Raw genomic sequence first — 20,874 nt, 5'->3', positions numbered from 1 at the left:
ACCTAATCGAATTGATTGTAACTGATGATACAAAATCTATTTTACTTAATGCCAACAAAAGCTTTGATTGTTTCCAAAACCTGATAACCAAGATTCATTCCCAAGATTACAGCGATACCTATAACCATAGCAAATAAATAAAAACCTGTTCCACCTGCTTGCAATTTTCTGGCTACGCCACTGAAATTATTGACAAATCCACCAATGCCGTTTACTACGCCATCAAATCCTTTTGGCTCAAAAACATTGGCAAATAAATTTGATAATCGCTTCACAGGATTTACAAAAGTTGCCCAATAAGCTTCGTCAATATAGTATTTGTTATAAATTGTCTTTTGCAAGCCACTGATTTCTGAATCTTCCACAGGTATGTTTTTGCTATTGCCAAATTTAGTATAAGCATAGAATATCGAAATAGCTGCTGCAGCAACTGAGATGCCCATCAACATCCATTCTGTTGAATGGTCAACTGTGGCTGCTCCAAATTCAGGATTTACAGCTTTTGAACCAACATAAATTGGATTTAAGAAATCAGCTAAAGCATGAGGGAAATGAAAAATTTCTGGCATCCCGATAAAACCACCAACTACTGAAAGTGCTGCTAAAGCCATCAAGGGAATAGTCATGCTTGAAGGCGATTCATGCAAATGATGCTCTTGTTCGTGCGTTCCTCTGAATTTTCCTGTAAATGTCAAGAAGAAAAGACGGAACATATAGAATGCAGTCATCATAGAAGTAAGCACTGCAATAGCCCACATCAACTTGTTATGTTCATAAACATGAGCTAAAATTTCATCTTTTGAGAAAAAACCAGCAAATGGAGGAATTCCTGAAATAGCAATTGTGCCTATCAAGAAAGTTATCGCTGTGATTTTAATTTTCCCCCAAAGTCCACCCATACGGCGAATATCTTGCTCTCCGCCCATTGCGTGAATCACACTACCTGCTCCTAAGAACAATAATGCTTTGAAAAATGCGTGCGTAACAACATGGAAAAAACCTGAAGTATAAGCCATCACGCCCATTGCCATAAACATATAACCTAACTGACTGACAGTTGAGTATGCCAAAACCTTCTTAATATCGTTTTGGAAAATACCGATTGTAGCGGCAAATAAAGCAGTTGCCAGTCCAATCCAACCAACAAATTCGAGTGTTTGAGGTGCGAGCGTATAAAGAATATTTGAACGAACAATCATGTAAAGCCCAGAAGTGACCATCGTAGCGGCGTGAATCAAAGCCGAAACAGGTGTTGGACCTGCCATCGCATCAGGCAACCATGTATAAAGAGGAATTTGAGCTGATTTCCCCATTGCACCAATAAACAAAAATGCTGTAATGGCAACAATGGTTGCATCTCCTACCGAAAACCCTTTGGCCTTTTCAAAAACTTCAAGGTATTCTACAGTTCCGAAATGATTGATTATTAAGAATATACCGATCAAAAAGCCTAAATCACCAACACGGTTCATGATAAATGCTTTGCGAGCCGCATTGCCATATTCAAAGTTTTTATTCCAAAAACCAATCAATAAATATGAACAAAGTCCAACGCCTTCCCAGCCGATAAACATAACGATATAGTTTGAACCCATCACGAGCAACAACATCGAAAATAAGAAAAGGTTAAGAAACGCAAAGAATTTGCCATAGCCTTCATCGTCGTGCATGTAACCCATCGAATAAACATGGATAAGGGTACCTACGCCAGTTACAACAAATAGCATCAAAATTGATAATTGATCAATCTGAAAAGAAAGATTAATGTTTAATGTTCCAACAGTGATCCAGTCAAAAACTTGAACAATTATTGGTTGACTGGTTTCTGAAAATTGCTGATATGCTAAAAATGCACAAATAAACGAAAGAAAAGAAGCTCCAACGCCTATTGAACCTGCCAAACTTTTAGATATTTTACGAAAACCAAGCCCATTGATTAGAAATCCGATGAGTGGAAATAAAGGTATAAGTTTGATTGCTAACATAAGTGTCATTTACGATTTACGATTTACGAATGCTCAGCTATTTATAGCTTTTAAAATATCGTTATCGATTTTAAAATACATGCTTAAATATTAATTCAGCTTTAAATTTACCATTTCAATTTATCCAAAAGACCGACATCAATTGAGCGAATATTTCGGTAGATCATTACGATAATTGCTAAGCCAACAGCTACTTCGGCAGCGGCTACTGCCATAATGAAAAAAACAAAAACTTGTCCAGCTGGGTCAGAACGATAAGCTGAGAATGTAACTAATAATAAATTCACAGCATTGAGCATCAATTCAACTGACATAAATATAATGATGGCATTGCGGCGAATAAGCACACCTACTATACCAATGATGAACAAAATACTTGCCAACAAAACATAGTTTATCAACGGAACTTTCTGAATAATATCAGGTATTTGACTTTGCATTACTTTATCGATTAACAGTTATCAAGTCTTTTATTAATTTTAATAAGAGATGTTTTCCCAAACATTTCTGCAAAAATAGGAAATAATCAATTTATCGTGTGCTTTTTAGAGAAAATTGTTGTTCAAGAATAGAGAAATATTATTTATCCAACATCATTTTCAACTTTATCTCTGTTAGTTTTCTTTTTGTATCTAAAGGGAAATCTCCATTGATCATCCAATCATAATATTGTGGCTCTTGCTTTAAGACTAATTTTACAGGCTTTTTGTTGTGTTTTCCAAAATTAAATAATATTTCGCCTCTTTCGTTCATAATCATTCTTTGTGCAAAATCTACAATATTGGCAGAAGTAAGTTGGTGTAGCACATCCATATCATTTTTGACAGGTTCGTATTCTTCTCCCTTATCATTTTTGAGTTTGACACCTTCGTACTTTTCTACTTGCGAACATAGTACCTCTAATGTTGCCAAAGTATCTACTTCTGCACTGTGAGCATTTTCGAGGTTTTTATGACAGAAAAATTTATAAGCTGCCGAAAGCGTACGAGGTTCCATCAAATGGAAAATGCGTTGGGCATCAATCAATTTTCGGTTTTTAGTGTCAAAATCTATATCAACTCTTAAAAATTCTTCAACCAACATCGGTACGTCAAAACGATTGCTATTAAAGCCAGCTAAATCACAACCTTCAAGAAATTGTGCCAAAGCTTTGCCAATCTGCTTAAAAGTCGGAGCGTCTTTCACATCATCGTCATAAATTCCATGAATCAAGCTTGTTTCCAAAGGAATAGGAATACCAGGATTAATCAGTTTTGTTTTGACTTCTACCGTGCCATCAATTTTTGCTTTGGCAATACATAATTCTACAATTTTATCTTTGGCAACATTAACTCCAGTAGTTTCGAGGTCGATAACAGCTAAAGGTTTACGGAGTTTAAGTGAATGAGTGAGCATTTGGGTAATTTTTATTTCGGTGGTGCAAAGTTATAAATTATATCAGAATTTCAGCGGTATTATCAATGATTTGGAGAAAGGAATAATTTGAATAAAGAAAAACGAGCTAATAAACATAAAAATTGCTGTTTGTTAAAGCCTAAATTAAAATATTGATTCATGAGAATTTTACCCAACCATTCGTAGAAAGCTTGCGTAGAGACAAATAGAATGTGGCATTATGAAACTAACTGAAATGTATAAGCAACTTATATTGATTTTAACTTTTCTTCAAATGGGGTTGGTTGAGACTGCTTTTTGTCAAAAGTTAGATTCTAATAAAACTGTTTTGATGGATGTTGGCGATGTTTGGCATAAGATTAAAAGTAAAAGTTATCAGATTGATACCACAAAGACGAAAATCGGTGTGCCTCTACTAACAATTTTGCCTGGTTTTGGATATAGCCAATTAACAGGTTTTACTGTCTTGGTTGACGCTAATATTTCATTTTATACGTATAAAAATACCAATCTCTCGGTTATTAAAATCACACCTGAATATGCTCAGAACAAGCAATTTACTCCAATATTGACAACGAGTATTTGGAGTAAAGATAATCGCTATAATTTTGTTTCGGATTGGCGATTTTATAACTACACTCTTCGAGATTTTGGTTTGGGAGGGCAAACTTCAGAGGACGTTTACAATCATTTTAGCTATAATTTTATTCGATTACACCAAGTTTTGCTCAAGGCAGTAGCCTCTGATTTATTAATAGGAGTTGGGTATAATTTTGATAAGCATTTTAAAGTAAAATCTATTGATGATCAATTAGTGACAAATGCGTCTGATTATGGAATCTCTACTTCAGCAGTATCTTCAGGGATAGTTTTGAATGCCTTATTTGATACCCGAAGAAATGAAAATAGTCCTGTCGCTGATGGTTGGTATGCCAATTTTTATTTTACCCAAAATATCAAATTACTCAAAAGTAGCTCCAATTATAAATCTATCTATGTTGATTTTCGGCATTATGTATCTTTCCCCAAAAACTCAAAAAATATCTTAGCCTTTTGGAATTTGAACTGGCTAACTTTTAACGGTAATGCTCCTTATTTTGACTTGCCAAGTACCCTTTGGGATACTTACGATAACGCAGGGAGAACATTTATTCAAGGAAGGTTCAGAGGGAAAAGTATGATTTATTTTGAAACAGAATATCGCTTTAATATCCTCAGAAATGAACTTTTAGGCGGAGCCGTTTTTGCAAATACACAAAGTTTTACAAGTTTTAGCAATCAGCAATTTTCAAAGCTATTACTGGGCTATGGTGGAAGCTTAAGAATCAAAGTTAATAAAAAATCAAATGTTTATTTTATTCTTTCTTATGGTGCTGGAACAGGCGGTGCAAAGGGCTTCTTTTTTAATTTGGGAGAGGTCTTTTGATGTATTCAAATTAAAGTTTAATTAAAGAATTTTGCATCCAATATAAGTTTAAAATAACAAAAGTATATTCGCAAAAAAGATATTTTTTTTGACGTAACCACAATGAAAACACTGCTGTTTATTAGTTTTTTGCTTATAAATGTACAAAACTATTCTAAACCTCTTAGAATAGTTGACAATTCAGCCTCCGATAAAATAATTGGGAAATGGCTCTCCGAAGAGCATGATTTAAAAGTTGAAATGTATAAAAAGAATAACTTTTATTTTGGTAAGGTTATTTGGTTTGCATGTATTCCTGAAACTCCAAATATGGAAGATTTCAAAGACACTGAAAACCCTAACCCTAAACTTAGAAGTAGAAAGTGGCTTGGATTGGAAGTCGTTGAAAACCTGATATATAATGGCAAAAGTACTTGGGAAAATGGAACAATTTATGACCCAAATTCAGGAAGAACCTATAGTGCTGTTGTTCGTTTAAAAGATCCTAATACTTTGATAGTCCGAGGCTATTGGGGAATTGAACTGTTTGGTAAAAATCTCGAATTTCACCGAGTAAATTAGAAACACTAACCTTTATTTATAAAATGAGAAACCTAATCAATTATTTTTCCGATGCCCCTGATTGGCATCGGGTTGTGTTACTGACTGCAAGTATTTTTATTTGTTGGAACATTGAGAACTTCTTTGGTGTTACAAAAAATTATAAAAGGTGGAAACACGCATTAACCAATGCTTTTTTTACAATTCCAGCTATTCCGGTGCAATTACTTTTGGGTTATATTTTGTTGAAAACGATTAGTTTCGATAAAATACATCATTTTGGATTGATAAATTGGCTTCCATCTATCCATAACTCTATTTATTCGTTCCTTATTACATTCGTATTTTTAGATTTTTGTGAATACGCCTATCATGTGCTGATGCACCATGTAAAAATGCTTTGGAAATTTCATCTGGTTCACCATAGTGATACAGTAGTTGATGTTTCAACAACACTTCGTGAGCATCCAGGTGAAACATTTATTCGTTTGTCTTTTTTAGTCCTATGGGTTTTCTTGTCGGGAGCATCATTTTGGGCTTTGATTTTTCGTCAATTTATTCAAATTGCTTCAAATGTTTTTGCCCATGCTAATTTTCGTTTACCAAACAAAGTTGATAAAATCGTAGGTTGGCTTTTTATTACGCCTAATTTACATCATGTACACCATCACTATGTAGTGCCTTATACAGATAGTAATTATGGAGATGTATTAAGTATTTGGGATAGGGTTTTCGGGACTTTTATGGAATTAGATGCAAAAAATACAGTTTTTGGGGTTGATACCCATTTAAAAGCAGAGGAGAATGAGAATGTTAAAAACTTGGTTTTGATGCCTTTGGGTAAATATCGAGGAAAATAAGTGTGTGTGATGGCAAAAAAAAGTCAGCATAGTAGGCTATGCTGACTTTGTATTAAAATTAGAAATTATCCAATCATTAAAGATTCTCTTCTACGCATTTTTCCTGCTGGAATTCCGAACATCATCTTGAAACGACGACAGAAATAAGCGGTATCTTTATAGCCTACTTCATGCCCGATAGCACGAATACTTTTCTTAGAAGTACGAAGCAAAGTAACTGCCGATTCCATGCGTTGGTATTCGATATAATCTTGTGGATTGATACCCGTCAACATTTTGAAATATTGACCAACATAGTCTTCCGAAACATTGGCAACATTGGCCAATTGTTTGTTAGATAAATCACCAGGAAGGCTATTTTTGATATAAGTGAAAATGTCAATCAAACGAGGATCTTTGAAATAAGTGCTATTAGTAGCTAATTGCTCAACAAACATTCTATTTTTCAAGATATGACGAACAATTTCAATAACAATTTCTTCAGTTTTATTTCTGATCACTCGTCCACGACCTGCATCGTCGGAGAAATCTTCTTTCAAAATATCGTGAATCAAAGAAGCTAATTTTGTATGAGCTTTGATGAAAAACGGTGGAATATCTAAAGAAGTAAAGAAGTTTACTGAGTCAAAAACTTTTGCTTCAAATGCAATCAAACCAAAAGAGTTTGGTATTTGCCCGATTGTATTTGGATCAGTCATTGATTCAAAATAACTTTCTCTACGAGTCATAAATTCTTCGTAAGAAATATTTTTTGGCTCACCTTCTCCATAAGTGAGTGTAGCTGCTTTCCCTCCTGGAATGAAGAGTAAATCGCCTGGCATTACTTTTTCTTCGTTACCAGCTAATTTAACTTCACCGTTATACAAAACCAGAATTTGATTTTCTACATCATAAACATTCTTGATTTTGATAGTTTGCAAGATTCTGATGTGACGGGCTTTGGCAAACTTCACGCCCAGTGATTCGATAATTTTATTATAGTCTTCCATGGTGAAAGAAATTTTCGTTGATGCTTAGAATATTATGTGCAATGTATTAACAAATTTGGACAAATCTAATAATTTCCGTATTTTTTTTTAACAAATAAAAATAAAAGAATGTTCCTTTCGTCATACACTTTGGCAAAAATTAGACCAATTTTCTAAAAATAATCTAATTTTTATTAAACATATTTACTATTGGTTTTATTGTGTTTAGTAGTAAAATTCCGCTATTCTGCATAAAAAAAGGCTCAAATAGAGCCTTTTTTAGTACAACGTTTTATTCGTTTTGTTCAAAAATAGGTTTTAGGATGTAGGTTTTTAACATTAAAAGTATTTTGCTCTTAATTTTTTTCATTTCAAAGCCATAGAACCTAACTCCTAAAACCTACATCCTAATCCCTACTAATCAATTCCTGCCTCCACTTGTTTGCGTACCAGCAGGTTTGTTTTGATTAGCTTGTTGCATAGGGTTTAGTCCTTGAGGCCCAAAACGACGTTGTTGTTTGAATGCTTGGAATTTGGTTGGTTGCTGAGGCTCACGAGGGAACGAATTGTTCTCGGTATCTATATCAGCAATTTCATAGAATGGGTCAAGCGTAAACTTGGCAACCTTTTTCTTTGTTGGAATGGTCTTTTTGATTTCTTTATCATTCAAACGCCAAATTTCTGCTGGAATTCTCACGATTTCGTTTGTACCATCTTCAAAATCCAATTTAAGAATCACTGGCATTGGTAAACCACCTTTATTTTTGATGTTTACCACGTAATAATTCATACCAGACTCCAATAACTTACGTTCATCTTCGCTCAAACTTGATTTATATTGCTCTGATTTTTGTTTCTCAGCATCTGTAACAGCAAATTTATTGTAAGAGTTATAGAAGTCTCTCATTGAAGAATCTGCCTCAACAACAGTTTGCTTAATGTCAGTCTTGTTACGAATATTACTTAAAGTTTCACGTTTTGCATCGAAATCTGCTTTTTCGGCAGCTTTTTTGGCAGTGGCATCTTGGCTATCAATTCCAAACCATTGTACTTCTGCTAAATCTTGGTCGGAAGGCTCAACACCATAGAACCAACCTTTCCAGAACCAATCTAAATCAACTCCCGAAGCGTCTTCCATTGTGCGGAAAAAGTCTGCTGGTGTTGGTGATTTGAATGCCCAACGGCGAGCATATTCTTTGAAAGCATAGTCGAATAATTCACGACCCATGACAGTTTCACGCAAAATATTCAAGCCTGTAGCAGGTTTTGCATAAGCATTGGGCCCGAATGCCATGATATTATCTGAACTTGACATGATCGGCACTTGTTGAGATTTTTCTGTTCTCATATAAGGCACAATATTTTGTGGCTCACCACGGCGTGAAGGGAAATCTCTGTCCCACTCTTGTTCTGCTAAATATTGGCAGAAAGTATTCAAACCTTCATCCATCCACGACCATTGACGTTCGTCAGTATTAACAATCATTGGGAAAAAGTTGTGTCCCACTTCATGGATAATTACACCAATCATACCTGCTTTTGTTTGCTCAGAATATGTTCCGTCAGCTTCTGGGCGACCACCATTGAATGAAATCATAGGGTACTCCATACCACCACCAGCAGTTGCATGGCAAGAAATAGCTACTGGATAAGGATATTGTACGGTACGATTACCATAAGAGCGAAGTGTATGTTCAACTACACGAGTTGAATATTTTCCCCAAAGAGGGTTTCCTTCTTTAGAATAATATGACATTGACCAAATCTTACGTCCATTATTATAAACGTCAGTTTGCATGGCATCCCAAATAAATTTTCGAGAAGAAGTAAACGCAAAATCACGTACATTGTTTGCCTTGAAAATCCAAGTTTTTTTGCCCGTTGGTTTTGCATTTTCGGCAGCAATTGCTTCTTCTTGTGTAACAATTACCACAGGGGTTTTTGAATTGGCTGCTTGTTGCAAACGCTTTGCTTGAGTAGGCGTAAGGACTTTATCATAATTTTGGCATTCGCCTGTAGCACCTACCACGTGGTCGTTTGGAGCAGTGATTTCTACTTTATAGTCACCAAAAGGTAAAGTAAATTCGCCTTGACCTAAAAATTGTTTGTGTTGCCAGCCATTTACATCGTCATAAACAGCCATGCGAGGAAACCAGTGTGCAATGAAATAGTTATAGTTGCCATCTTTAGCAAAAAACTCCATGCCTGAACGGCCATAATAATCAGTAATAAAATAATTCCAATCAATACGGAATGAGTAAGAAAGACCTGGTTTCAAAGCTACTGGTACTTCAATACGCATCATAGTATTATTGATGGTATATTTTAAATCGGTGCCAGTTTTGGCATCTTTCACAACTGTTATTTTATAACCGTATTGTTTTTCGCCTGTAATGCCGCCAAAAACTGAAGACGGAGCGTCAACATTGCGAAGGGCATTAAATGACATTCCTTGTGAATCAACACCACCAGTCTTGGTGAGGGCGTTGATAGAGTTTTTTTCAAATAAATTTTGGTCAAGTTGTAGCCACAAATAACGCAATTCATCAGGCGATTTATTTGTATAAGTGATTACTTCTGTGCCGATGATTTTTTGGTTGACATCATCTAATTCAACTTTGATGTCATAATCAGCTTTTTGTTGCCAATAATCTTTCCCAGGAGCACCAGAGGCAGTGCGATAGGTGTTTGGCGTTGGCAACTCTGTTCCCATTTGCTCAAAACGAGTATTAGCATTGTACTGAGTTGTAGCTGGTTGCTGGGCAAAAGTAACTAACGTCATGAAAAACATTAGGAATAAGCCATACAGAGTTTTTGAAAATCGTAGTTTTTCCATTGAAATGAAATGATGAAGGGTTTGGAGAATTAAGAATGTAGAATCGCTGCGGCGAACCGTTAGCATGTAGCATGATTTTGGATTAAATCTATACATTAGCTCTTCCACTTATTTAGTAGCAAATATATGAAAAAATGCCAAGTGTATTTTGCAACAAGGCATTTTTATGAAATTTTGAGATAAAGAGCTTATTATTTTCGACGAGGCTTAAAAACCAAAGCTGCCACCACTGCAATTTCGATATTGGCACCACCAGGCAAATTTGCTACACCGATTGTTGTTCGTGCAGGGAAATCACCTTTAAAATATTTGCCATAAATTTCATTTACTTTGGCAAAATTGTTGATGTCTTTGATATAGATAGTCGTGTTTACGATGTCGTCCATTGTTGAGCCAGCCGCTTCAACAACTGCTTTGATATTCGCCATGATTTGTACTGTTTCTGCTTCAAAGCCCCCTTCGACTAATTTTTTGGTAATAGGGTCTAGACCAATTTGTCCAGCCACAAAAAGTAAACCATTTGATTTAACACCTTGACTATATGGAGCAATAGGCACAGGTGCTTTGTCGGTCTTGACAATTTCTTTGTGTTGAGCAAGACAAAAACAGCTAATACATATAGCAATAGAAGTAAAAAGAAGTTTTTTCATCTTTCAGATTGGAGATTTGAGTTTGAAGATTAGTTTATGCAAAATAAGGTAAATAATTTTAAAATTCTCCCATCTCTTATTTTACTTCCTCTTTCAAATTTTAAAACTTGACTAACAATTTAAATATCTCAGCTACACTAATTTATTATGTGAGTTAAATAGATTTTATAAGTTTTAATGCTTTTAAGGGTGATTAACGCAATTTTGTCTAAATTCTATGCTTTTTGTCTTTCTTTCATTCGAAATTATTGTTTTCTAATAAAAAAAACGTACCTTTGCACTCCTTTTTGCTAAGGAATTCAATAATTTCACCCAATTTCAACTTACATTGTCCGATAAGTTGATGTACAAAGGACTGGTTATCAATCTATTATGGCAGCATCAATTGCAGATTTTGACTGGGATAAGGTCACAAAAAAAGGTATTGGCGGAGGCTATTCAGCAGCCGAAAAAGCATCATTAGAAGCACTTTATAGCGAAACTCTTGCTAAAGTTGCAGAAAAAGACGTAGTAATGGCAACGGTTGTGGGTATCACTGACCGTGAGGTATTACTAAACATTGGTTTTAAATCAGACGGTTTAGTTTCGATTTCTGAGTTCCGTGACCTTCCTAACCTCGCAGTAGGTGACCAAGTGGAAGTTTTCATCGAAAAACAAGAAGATGCAATGGGACAATTGGTTATCTCTCGCAAAAAAGCAAGAGTATTGACCGCTTGGAGCAACATCGAGAAATCATTTACTGAAGATGCGATTATCGACGCTTTGGTAAAACGCCGTACAAAAGGTGGTTTGATTGTAGATATTTATGGAATTGAGGCATTCTTGCCAGGTTCGCAAATTGACGTGAAACCAATTCGTGACTTTGATATTTTCGTTGGAAAGAAAATGGAAGTGAAAGTTGTGAAAATCAACCACACTAACGACAACGTAGTAGTTTCACACAAAATTCTTATCGAAAAAGACCTCGAAACACAACGCCAAGTTATCCTTACTAACCTTGAAAAAGGACAAGTATTGGAAGGTGTTGTTAAAAACATCACTAACTTCGGTGTATTCATCGACCTTGGTGGCGTAGATGGTCTATTGCACATCACTGATATTTCGTGGGGACGTATCAACCATCCAAACGAATTGTTGAAATTGGATCAACGTATCAAAGTTGTAGTTTTAGACTTTGATGAAGATAAAAAACGTATTTCACTTGGTATGAAGCAATTAGAATCACATCCTTGGGATTCTTTGGCTGCTGAATTATCAATCGGTTCGAAAGTAAGAGGTAAAATCGTAAACATTGCTGATTACGGTGCTTTCTTAGAATTGAAACCAGGTGTTGAAGGTTTAATTCACGTTTCAGAAATGTCATGGTCGCAACACTTGCGTAACCCATCAGATTTCTTGAAAATCGGTGACGAAATTGATGCCGTTGTATTGACACTTGACCGTGAAGAACGTAAAATGTCATTAGGTATCAAACAATTAACTGAAGACCCTTGGACAAAACAAGATCTTATCGCTAAGTATGGTGTAGGTACAAAACACACTGGTACTGTGCGTAACATGACTAACTTCGGTATTTTCTTAGAATTAGAAGAAGGTATTGATGGTTTGGTTCACGTTTCTGACTTGTCTTGGACTAAGAAAATCAAACATCCATCTGACTTCGTAAAAGTTGGTGATGCTCTTGAAGTATTGGTATTAGAATTAGATGGCGAAAATCGTCGTTTAGCTTTGAGCCACAAACACTTAGAAGAAAATCCTTGGGATACGTTTGAGCATATCTTCACTGTAGGTTCTGACCAAGAATGTACAATCATCTCTAAAAATGACAAACAAGCAACTCTTGAGCTTCCTTATGGAATCGAAGGTTACGCTTTGTTGAAACATTTGACTAAAGCTGATGGCACTGTTGCTGAAGCTGGTGAGCGTTTGACATTCCAAGTATTGGAATTCCACAAAGAAGAAAAGAAAATCATGCTTTCACACTCTAAAACTTGGGAAGCTCCTAAAGAAGAAGAGAAAAAAGAAGCTAAGAAAAAAGGTGGAAAAGAAGCAACCGCTTCTACATCATCAAACAATGATGATAAAGCCACTCTTGGTGACTTATCAGCACTTTCAGCTTTGAAAGATGCAATGGTAGAAGGCGAGAAAAAGAAACTTTCTAAGAAAAAAGATTCAGCAGCAGTTGCTGAAGAAACTCCAGAAGCTTAATTAGTTTCGTTTCTTATTGAAATATATTAAAAGAGGCTTCTCGAAAGAGAAGCCTTTTTATATTAATACTGTCTGTTAGTTTTATTTCATTGCTTCCTCAGCAGCATTTTTTACAATGGCTAAATCATTGATGCCTTTAAAACCACTAAATCCGCATGAGATTCGGGTTTCATCATCTAATTGAATGGGTTGTCCGCCTTCCCAACCCATCAGGTCAGGTAACTCTATGCCAAAATCTCTATAATTCAATTTGTCTGTAAATACTAAACGCTCAAATTCGCCTGTTTTGTAGCCAGTTATCCAAACTTGAGAGGCTTTTCTATAAGCAACATCATAATAGCTACGTCCTCTAAGTTTATCAGTACCCCAAATTTTACCATAAATATTTCCAGCATCATCAATGATACAGACAGCCACATTCCCATTAGAAATGTTCCAATCTGCTGGACTATCTTTATAGGTTGGTATTTGTGCAGTAATGCTTTCAAACATTTGATTGACTACCTGTTGGAGTTTTTGATTTGTCATTTTGAGTAGATGATTTGAAAAGGATAAGTGTTTGGTTAAATTTATTAGAAAATTTTGGCATAAAGCCAATTAAAAAAGTACACAACAATGGTAGCCAATCCTATTGCATATACAAAACATCTAAGTAAAACGGCCTCGGGTTTGAAGAAGGTAAAAAGCTCTTTGGTGACAGCAAAAAAAATGATTTCTAATAGAAATGGTATCAATAAATAAACCCAGTTGTAATTTAGGGCAAAGTATGTATTTTTGGTAAAATAGAAAACAATTGAGCTAATAAGAATTAATGGGATACCAAAAATCAATTGTACAAATGGTACTAAAGGTGTTTGAGCATCGCTTAGAGAACTATTGGTAACAAAAATAAAATCGAAGATAAAGGCTAATATAACAATAAATAAATAAAGCAGGTATATCTTATTCATGTTTGTAGGGTATGTTAAGACTGAATATTTCTTCAAATCAACACAATATCATTGGCATTTGCAACTTCATAATTCAAGGTTTTTAGATTTTCTGCCAATTCAACCGAAGAAACTTTTGTGCGTGCAACAGCTAACATAATACCCTGATTATCAACTATCTCAACAACTTCACCCATTTCAAAATCTCCTTTTACTTTCTTGATTCCTACTGCCAGCAAACTATTTCGTTTTTGAAGTGCTTTGGCTGCTCCTGCATCAATTTGCAAAGTTCCGACTGTTAAACTTCCGCTTGCTAACCATTTATTTCTTGAAGAAAGATTGACTTCATGTGCCGAGAATTCACTTCCTGCTTCGCCACGAATCGCTTTTAAAATGCCATCTGTTTCTTTCATTCCAAAAATAATCACTTTGATTCCCATGCGAGTAGCCAACTTTGTAAATGTCAATTTAGAAGCCATTCCACCCGAACCTAAAGCCGATTTTGAGTTGTCAACCAAGCTAAGTATTTGATTATCAATGTTTTCTATTTTTCTGATAACGTTTTTCTCTTTGTCCAAAAGCCCGCCAACAGAGGTGCAAATCATCATAGTTTCTGCACCAAAACCAGTGGCTATGAGTGTGGCGAGTTCGTCATTGTCAGAAAACTTTAGCTCACGATTACTCACAACATCGTTTTCGTTGGCAATTGGGATAATGTCGTTTTCCCACAATTCTTGGTATGTTTCTTTTAATTGCAAAAATTGTTCACGATTACCAAAGTGCTGGCGTTCGCACAAACTTTGGGCAATCTGGATATTGTATTTTGAGAAATATTTGGCGTAGATATTTAGCAAAAGTGGATTTCCGATGGCTGCAGCAGCTTTTCGTTCAGCGATTTCTCCCGAATAATTTTTAATAAAATGTTTACCAGCACCCACTGCTCCCGAAGAAACCATAACGATCTGATAGTCAGCATGTAAAGTAGCTACTTGGCGAGCAATTTCGGCAATAATTGTTTCGTCAGGCTCTCCATTTTTTTGTGTGATGGAAGCCGTTCCGAATTTTAAGATGAGGATAGGTTTTTGATTCATAATGGCAAAGATACAGTTTTCAAACTACACAAAAAAAGCCTTAATAATCTTTCGATTATCAAGGCTCTTATATATCTCAAAAATTTAGAAAGACTTTTCAATAAAACTTAGCACTACTTCTAAGGTCATTTCTTCTGATTCTTCTATTTTATTTTCATCTTCCACATGCTTATGGTGGGGAAATGTCGCAATATGGCGATGATGTAAGGCATTATCCCATCGAATCTTTAGCTCAAAATTACTATCCATCCATTGATACGAATATTTACGCTTCGCAATACTAAAGATAATAACTTCCGAAAACTCTAAGATTGAACTATCTTTGAAAGTAAGTCTTGCTTTAAATTCGGAGATTTGACTATCCTTCCGGTCTAATAAAATTAATGATAGATTGGTATTTTTCCAATATTTCTTCCATCATTGATTCAATGTTAAAAGGTCTTTTTGATAGGCATTTACTACGTCAAGCGAACTCTCCCACACGATACTATCATCTTCTTTCTCAAAAACACTATGTTGTTTTATTTGCTCAAAGCTTTGGCAGAAAGCATCAAAAGTCATTCCGTATTTTTGTTCAAAGAAATCAATACGACTTCTGTAATAAGCTATTTTTTGTTGAAGAATTCCTTTGGCTTGCTCTCGTGCAAAGTCAATCACGCTCGAATAACCCAAAGAATGTATCAATTGGGTTAAAGTTTCTTGAGTATTTGCTACTTCTACCATAGTAATTTTGAGTTTTATACAAATGTAATAAATCTAATTTATACAAAAAAAGCCTTGATAATCTTTCGACTATCAAGGCTCTTATTATGTTTTCAGAAATTAAGCTCCTGCAAAAGCATTTTTGCTTTCTGCACGTTTACGCTCGTTTTCGTCAAGATAAATTTTACGCATACGAATTGATTTTGGAGTAATTTCCAAATATTCGTCTTTTTGAATATATTCCATCGCATCTTCCAACGAGAAGTTGATTTTTGGAGCAATCTTCACGTTATTGTCAGTACCTGATGCACGCATATTCGTTAATTGTTTTGCCGTCTGTACGTTTACAACAATATCGTTTTGGCGATTATGCTCGCCAATTACCATACCCATGTAAATATCTTCGTTCGGGTCAATAAAGAATACACCTCTATCTTGTAATTTATCAATTGAATAAGGTGTTGCAGGGCCATTACCACTGGCAATCAACGAACCATTTACACGGCCAGGAATAGCACCTTTGAATGGCTCATAAGCCTTGAAACGGTGGTTCATGATTGCTTCTCCGTAAGTGGCTGTCAATACGCTTGAACGTAAGCCAATCAAACCACGTGAAGGAATATTGAACTCAAGGTGTTGTAAATCACCTTTTGGCTCCATAATCAACAACTCGCCTTTACGTTGGGTTGCTAATTCGATAACTTTTCCAGCAGTTTCTTCTGGTACGTCAACCACCAATGTTTCGATTGGCTCTAAACGACGACCATTTTCATCTTCTTTGTATAAAACTTGTGGCTGACCAACTTGCAATTCATACCCTTCACGACGCATCGTTTCGATAAGAACAGACAAGTGAAGAATCCCACGTCCAAATACTAAGAATTTATCTTCAGTATCACCAGTTTCCACTCTTAATGCAAGATTTTTTTCAATTTCTTTCATCAAACGGTCACGCAAGTGACGAGATGTTACGAATTTACCTTCTTTTCCGAAGAAAGGAGAGTTATTAATCGTAAACAACATATTCATTGTAGGCTCGTCAATTGAAATACGTGGAAGAGGCTCTGGATTTTCCATATCAGCGAGTGTATCACCAATTTCAAAATCTTCGATACCTGTTACTGCACAAATTTCTCCTGAACCAACTTCTGAAACTTTCACTTTACCTAAGCCTTCAAAAACTTGTAATTCTTTGATTTTATTTCTCTTGATTGAGCCATCAGCTTTACAAAGAGCAATTTGCATACCTTCTTTCAAAACGCCTCTTGCAACACGTCCGATAGCAATACGACCCACAAAAGATGAATAATCTAATGAAGTGATTTGCATTTGAGCTGTTCCATCAACTACTGGAGAAGCAGGAATATTGGCGATAATCGCATCTAACAACGGAACGATGTCAGTTGTTGGTTTTTGCCAATCTGTACTCATCCAACCTTGTTTTGATGAACCATAAAGACAAGGGAAGTCTAATTGGTCTTCAGTTGCATCAAGGTTAAACATCAAATCGAAAACTTGCTCATGCACTTCGTCAGGGCGACAGTTTTCTTTATCAACTTTATTTACAACAACGATTGGTTTTAAACCTAACGCAAGGGCTTTTCCTAACACAAAACGTGTTTGTGGCATTGGTCCTTCAAAAGCATCTACTAATAAAATTACGCCATCGGCTAATTTCAATACACGTTCCACTTCACCACCAAAGTCAGAGTGACCAGGGGTATCAATAATGTTAATTTTTACGCCATTGTAACGAACCGACACGTTTTTTGAAACGATGGTAATTCCACGCTCACGCTCAAGGTCGTTATTGTCAAGAATTAGGTCGCCAAATTCTTGGTTTTCTCTAAATAGTTTTGAAGCATGAATGATTTTGTCAACCAATGTCGTTTTACCGTGGTCAACGTGGGCAATGATGGCAATGTTTCTGATATTATTCATTAAATGTAATTGTTAATTTCGTTGTGCATCAACATTTACCATATACACAACTGATAAACAAAGACGGACAACACCTTTCTGAAATAAACCGCAAAATTATGAAAAATAAATGAGAAAACCTTACCAAAATCAGATAATCACCTGATTATCAAATTGTTAATAAGAATAGTACAATTATTTTTTGAAATAACAACAATCCTAAAAATATAATGACCAATATCATTGCCATTTTACACAAAAAAGCGAGGGGTTTCTCCCTCGCTTTTTATTATTTTCCAAAAAATTTGATCAAGTATTGCTCTCGTCCTCATAATAATCTTCGTCAGTATTATATGTCTTTTGCTGAGGCTGACTATCTGATGGTTTGGTATCTAAACGATTGTAATATCGATCATTATCTTCATAGCGGCGGTTATTATCTTCACGTTGTTCATAATATCTGCGGTCTCTATCATCGTTGTATCTTCTGTCGTCATCATAATACCTACGGTCTTGATTTCTATAATAATTATCATCACTCCAGCGATGGCAACGGTCATTACAAGTATGTCCATGACGATGATAATGTCTCCAACCTCTGCCTCCTCCTATAATAATCGGTGGTGGGGCAATGTAAATTTGAGAACTACCATAACCCCATGAAAAACCAAAAGAAGGCGTTGGAATAATTACGCGTGGTACAACGATTCGAGGAATGACACGAATATACGGGCGAGGAGCATATCTGTATCTTCGCCCATCATGATGCCGATATTGGGCATTTATTTCAGTGATTGAGAATAGCCCTACAATGAAAAGCAGAATAAAGGTATTTCGTTTCATGATTTCATTTGTTTATTTTTAGTAAAGATGAAATTTCAAAACCAAAAGTTGTATTAGGTACTGAAATTTCATCTAAAGACAAATGAGAAACCTTTTGCCCCTATGCAGTGTCTAAATATTCAACCAATAAGTCATTTTCAAAATCAAAGCTCGGTTCTTAGGAGTCCAAGCATTGATATAATAATTGGGAATATTTTCAGCAAAATAATTATCGGTATAAACCAAAAACATATCTGACACTGGTCGGAAACGCCACTGCAAACGTGAGTTGATATTGACATTATTGGTTTGCGTATTGTACTGAAAAAATGTACTAAAAAATACACTTTTTGAAAACGACAGCTCGGCACGTGGCCCCAATAACCAATATTCTACGCTATTATAAGGCTTAGGCATATCAATTTTGGTATAATTGCAATCCAACGAGAATACACCATAAGGTTGATAGCGATAACCTATGCTGCCACTAAAATTAGTCGATTTACCATCAATATTTGCCTCTTTATTTGAAAAATAAGAGCCTGTCGAAAAATCAAATTCTCCGTTAAAATTATTTCTACGACTACTGGTAAAACCCAAATTAAAAGTTCTTGAACGATAATCACCAATGGGTAATTCGACTACATTTTTATATGTATCAGGGTTTGGATTGTCGCTAGCATTGGTTGGATCGAAAGTATAAAATAAATGTGTAAAACTTGAACCATAGGCAATATAACCTTCGGCACCTGTGGGGCTATTAGCAAACACAAAAAGATTGGTTTGGCTATCAAGTCGATTGCCTTTTAAGTCAAAAACATCACTCCCTTCACTCCCAAATCCATAAGCATTGATGTATTTCGTAATGCTTGGATTTTTAGGGTTTAGTATAATGGTGAAGGGTCGATAAATTTGCCAAATTCCTGTGCGAGGTACAAAACCTACATCAGCACGGAAATTTTCTCCAATTCGCTGCAGCCCTAAATTCAACTCAAGATGTGGATGGTTATAACCCATAAAATGAGCAATACTCGCCGCATCTTTATTGCCATCAGGCGAAAAAGATTGATGATAATAAGTCTCAGATTGAAATTTGTTATCTTTTGAGTAAAAATTAAATTCTAATCCCCCAACTCTGTTGAATTGACGATAGCCTTTGGTTTGGTCGGCTGTTAGGCTACCAAAGCTATTCTCTTTATTGACAAAAATACCCCCTAAAGTTGAGCGATTCAATAGTTTTCGCTGCACCACTGCTACTGAATAGTTTGCAGCAGGAAGGATTTTTTCATTACCAAAATCTACTTTGCGGGTTTGCATATTCATTACACCAATTCGCCAATCGTCATTGAGCTTTCCGCTGAGTCTTGCTCCGACCAAAATCGGAACTCTTTGTGTATTGCCAGTATTGGGGTTTCGAGTAATTCCAATGCGGCGTGAGAAAAACGGGCGAGTATCTGGAAAACCAAAGTTGCCTAAAAGGTCATTATTTTCAAGAAAAAACTGCCTTCTTTCAGGAAAAAACAGTTCAAAACGGCTCAAATTTGTAACTTGTTTATCAACTTCTACTTGCGAAAAATCAGGATTTACTGTCAAATCTAAATTCAAGGAAGGTGTAACTGCAATCTTGGCATCCATTCCTATTCCTTTAGGAAATTCGGAACTTGTAGGAAGTGCTTTTAAATCTTCTTCATTTCTAGGAAAATCTTTTTGCGTTGCCAATGATACAAACGGAATTACTGACACATTTGCACCAGATTTTGGTGGATTTTCGTCCCAAATGAGTGTTCCAGCAAAAGCCAAATTGGCTGGAGGAAAATTACGTGGAACAGGTCGCCATGTAGAAATTTCGTTTTTTTGTAAGACGTTTCTACCAAAATTGGCTCGCCAAGTATTTTGTCCTTCGGCAACTTTATAGCGAAGCGTTTTGAAAGGAATCGCCATTTCAACTACCCAATAATCGTCATAGTTTTTTACTTGCGAATACCACTTATTGTCCCAAAAATTAGAAGATTCACCTCCATTGAAAATTAGCCCTTCACGCTGCACACCATAAGGATTAATCGCAAATTGAAAACCATTCAAGCGGTCTTTGAAGGTGTCAATATTAACTGTAAAAACATCACTTGTTCCACCAGCAAAATCTCTTTTTAGAGAGGCAACTGTATATAAATTGCGAGGCTCGTAGCAAATGGCACCAACATAGATAAAATTATCATCAAAGAGAACTTTTACTTCTGTTTGGAGTTTTGCAAAGGAAGAATCATAAGGGCGATTGAGGAAAAAATCTTTGGCAACATCTGCCGACTTCCAAGTATCTTCATCAAGTAAACCATCTAATTTGATGGGTGTTTTTGACTTTTTAATGTGGATGCTGTACTTGTCTTCTTCTTGTGTTTGACTGTCTTGTGCTGAAAGCGTGTTTATCCCCCATAGGATTGCTCCAATGGCAGTAAAGTATAGTTTTTTCATAAAAAATGTTGATGTACGTACTAATCTTTATACAAAGATTGATTGTAAAAAGTTGCAGTATTTTGTAAAAAGG

Annotated in this window: 18 protein-coding genes; 4 read left to right on the top strand and 14 right to left on the bottom strand. The window is 35.7% G+C overall.

Annotated elements, in window-relative coordinates; genetic code table 11:
• Window positions 1-41: 41 nt before the first annotated feature.
• The 3 genes from nuoL to ACQUQZ_RS22345 all read right to left on the bottom strand — a co-directional run bounded on the left by nuoL (window position 42) and on the right by ACQUQZ_RS22345 (window position 3,380).
• A complete protein-coding gene (gene nuoL / locus ACQUQZ_RS22355) occupies window positions 42-1,994 on the bottom strand; it encodes an NADH-quinone oxidoreductase subunit L (RefSeq protein ID WP_435357313.1) in 1,953 nt (650 codons plus the stop codon).
• A gap of 98 nt (window positions 1,995-2,092) precedes the next feature.
• The gene (nuoK, locus tag ACQUQZ_RS22350; RefSeq protein ID WP_435357312.1) at window positions 2,093-2,425 is read right to left on the bottom strand and encodes an NADH-quinone oxidoreductase subunit NuoK; all 333 of its coding nucleotides are present in this window, start codon (window positions 2,423-2,425) and stop codon (window positions 2,093-2,095) included.
• A 139-nt stretch (window positions 2,426-2,564) separates the two neighbouring features.
• Window positions 2,565-3,380: an exonuclease domain-containing protein gene (locus ACQUQZ_RS22345; protein ID WP_435357311.1), complete on the bottom strand. Its 816-nt coding sequence runs from the start codon at window positions 3,378-3,380 to the stop codon at window positions 2,565-2,567.
• A 220-nt stretch (window positions 3,381-3,600) separates the two neighbouring features.
• On the opposite strand from ACQUQZ_RS22345, the gene ACQUQZ_RS22340 reads away from it, so the two are divergent.
• From ACQUQZ_RS22340 to ACQUQZ_RS22330, 3 genes are all read left to right on the top strand, one after another.
• Window positions 3,601-4,806: a hypothetical protein gene (locus tag ACQUQZ_RS22340; protein ID WP_435357310.1), complete on the top strand. Its 1,206-nt coding sequence runs from the start codon at window positions 3,601-3,603 to the stop codon at window positions 4,804-4,806.
• 102 nt (window positions 4,807-4,908) lie between these two features.
• Window positions 4,909-5,367, top strand: coding sequence for a DUF2147 domain-containing protein (locus ACQUQZ_RS22335; RefSeq protein WP_435357309.1), 459 nt, complete (start codon window positions 4,909-4,911; stop codon window positions 5,365-5,367).
• A gap of 23 nt (window positions 5,368-5,390) precedes the next feature.
• Window positions 5,391-6,206 (top strand): sterol desaturase family protein, encoded by an 816-nt coding sequence (locus ACQUQZ_RS22330; protein WP_435357308.1) that lies wholly within the window; start codon window positions 5,391-5,393, stop codon window positions 6,204-6,206.
• Window positions 6,207-6,271: 65 nt separating this feature from the next.
• On the opposite strand, the gene ACQUQZ_RS22325 is transcribed toward ACQUQZ_RS22330, so the two are convergent.
• From ACQUQZ_RS22325 to ACQUQZ_RS22315, 3 genes are all read right to left on the bottom strand, one after another.
• Entirely contained in the window at window positions 6,272-7,195 is a 924-nt protein-coding gene (locus ACQUQZ_RS22325) for a helix-turn-helix domain-containing protein (protein ID WP_435357307.1), read from the bottom strand.
• Window positions 7,196-7,595: 400 nt separating this feature from the next.
• The gene (locus ACQUQZ_RS22320) at window positions 7,596-10,010 is read right to left on the bottom strand and encodes a M1 family metallopeptidase (protein WP_435357306.1); all 2,415 of its coding nucleotides are present in this window, start codon (window positions 10,008-10,010) and stop codon (window positions 7,596-7,598) included.
• Between the two features lie 191 nt (window positions 10,011-10,201).
• Window positions 10,202-10,660: a RidA family protein gene (locus ACQUQZ_RS22315; RefSeq protein ID WP_435357305.1), complete on the bottom strand. Its 459-nt coding sequence runs from the start codon at window positions 10,658-10,660 to the stop codon at window positions 10,202-10,204.
• A gap of 372 nt (window positions 10,661-11,032) precedes the next feature.
• Between ACQUQZ_RS22315 and rpsA the strand changes: the two genes are divergently transcribed.
• Entirely contained in the window at window positions 11,033-12,868 is a 1,836-nt protein-coding gene (gene rpsA, locus ACQUQZ_RS22310) for a 30S ribosomal protein S1 (RefSeq protein WP_435357304.1), read from the top strand.
• A gap of 81 nt (window positions 12,869-12,949) precedes the next feature.
• On the opposite strand, the gene ACQUQZ_RS22305 is transcribed toward rpsA, so the two are convergent.
• The 8 genes from ACQUQZ_RS22305 to ACQUQZ_RS22270 form a co-directional block, all read right to left on the bottom strand.
• The gene (locus tag ACQUQZ_RS22305) at window positions 12,950-13,396 is read right to left on the bottom strand and encodes a GlcG/HbpS family heme-binding protein (RefSeq protein WP_435357303.1); all 447 of its coding nucleotides are present in this window, start codon (window positions 13,394-13,396) and stop codon (window positions 12,950-12,952) included.
• Window positions 13,397-13,440: 44 nt separating this feature from the next.
• Complete coding sequence (locus ACQUQZ_RS22300; protein WP_435357302.1) at window positions 13,441-13,818, bottom strand: hypothetical protein; 378 nt, start codon at window positions 13,816-13,818, stop codon at window positions 13,441-13,443.
• A gap of 32 nt (window positions 13,819-13,850) precedes the next feature.
• Window positions 13,851-14,888, bottom strand: coding sequence for a glutamate 5-kinase (proB, locus tag ACQUQZ_RS22295; RefSeq protein WP_435357301.1), 1,038 nt, complete (start codon window positions 14,886-14,888; stop codon window positions 13,851-13,853).
• A gap of 84 nt (window positions 14,889-14,972) precedes the next feature.
• On the bottom strand, window positions 14,973-15,242 hold the full coding sequence (locus ACQUQZ_RS22290; protein WP_435357677.1) for a toxin-antitoxin system TumE family protein: 270 nt from the start codon (window positions 15,240-15,242) through the stop codon (window positions 14,973-14,975).
• Between the two features lie 63 nt (window positions 15,243-15,305).
• Window positions 15,306-15,611: a hypothetical protein gene (locus ACQUQZ_RS22285; RefSeq protein WP_435357300.1), complete on the bottom strand. Its 306-nt coding sequence runs from the start codon at window positions 15,609-15,611 to the stop codon at window positions 15,306-15,308.
• Window positions 15,612-15,710: 99 nt separating this feature from the next.
• Entirely contained in the window at window positions 15,711-17,531 is a 1,821-nt protein-coding gene (gene typA, locus ACQUQZ_RS22280; protein ID WP_435357299.1) for a translational GTPase TypA, read from the bottom strand.
• 288 nt (window positions 17,532-17,819) lie between these two features.
• Complete coding sequence (locus tag ACQUQZ_RS22275; protein ID WP_435357298.1) at window positions 17,820-18,353, bottom strand: hypothetical protein; 534 nt, start codon at window positions 18,351-18,353, stop codon at window positions 17,820-17,822.
• Window positions 18,354-18,464: 111 nt separating this feature from the next.
• Window positions 18,465-20,801, bottom strand: a complete 2,337-nt coding sequence (locus ACQUQZ_RS22270) for a DUF5916 domain-containing protein (RefSeq protein ID WP_435357297.1) — start codon at window positions 20,799-20,801, stop codon at window positions 18,465-18,467.
• Window positions 20,802-20,874: the final 73 nt, after the last annotated feature.

This window comes from Emticicia sp. SJ17W-69, from assembly GCF_051209875.1.
In the GTDB taxonomy this organism is placed as follows: Bacteria; Bacteroidota; Bacteroidia; order Cytophagales; family Spirosomataceae; genus Emticicia.
Note: the sequence above shows the minus strand (reverse complement) of the source record. Positions and strands in the feature narration are given on the sequence as shown.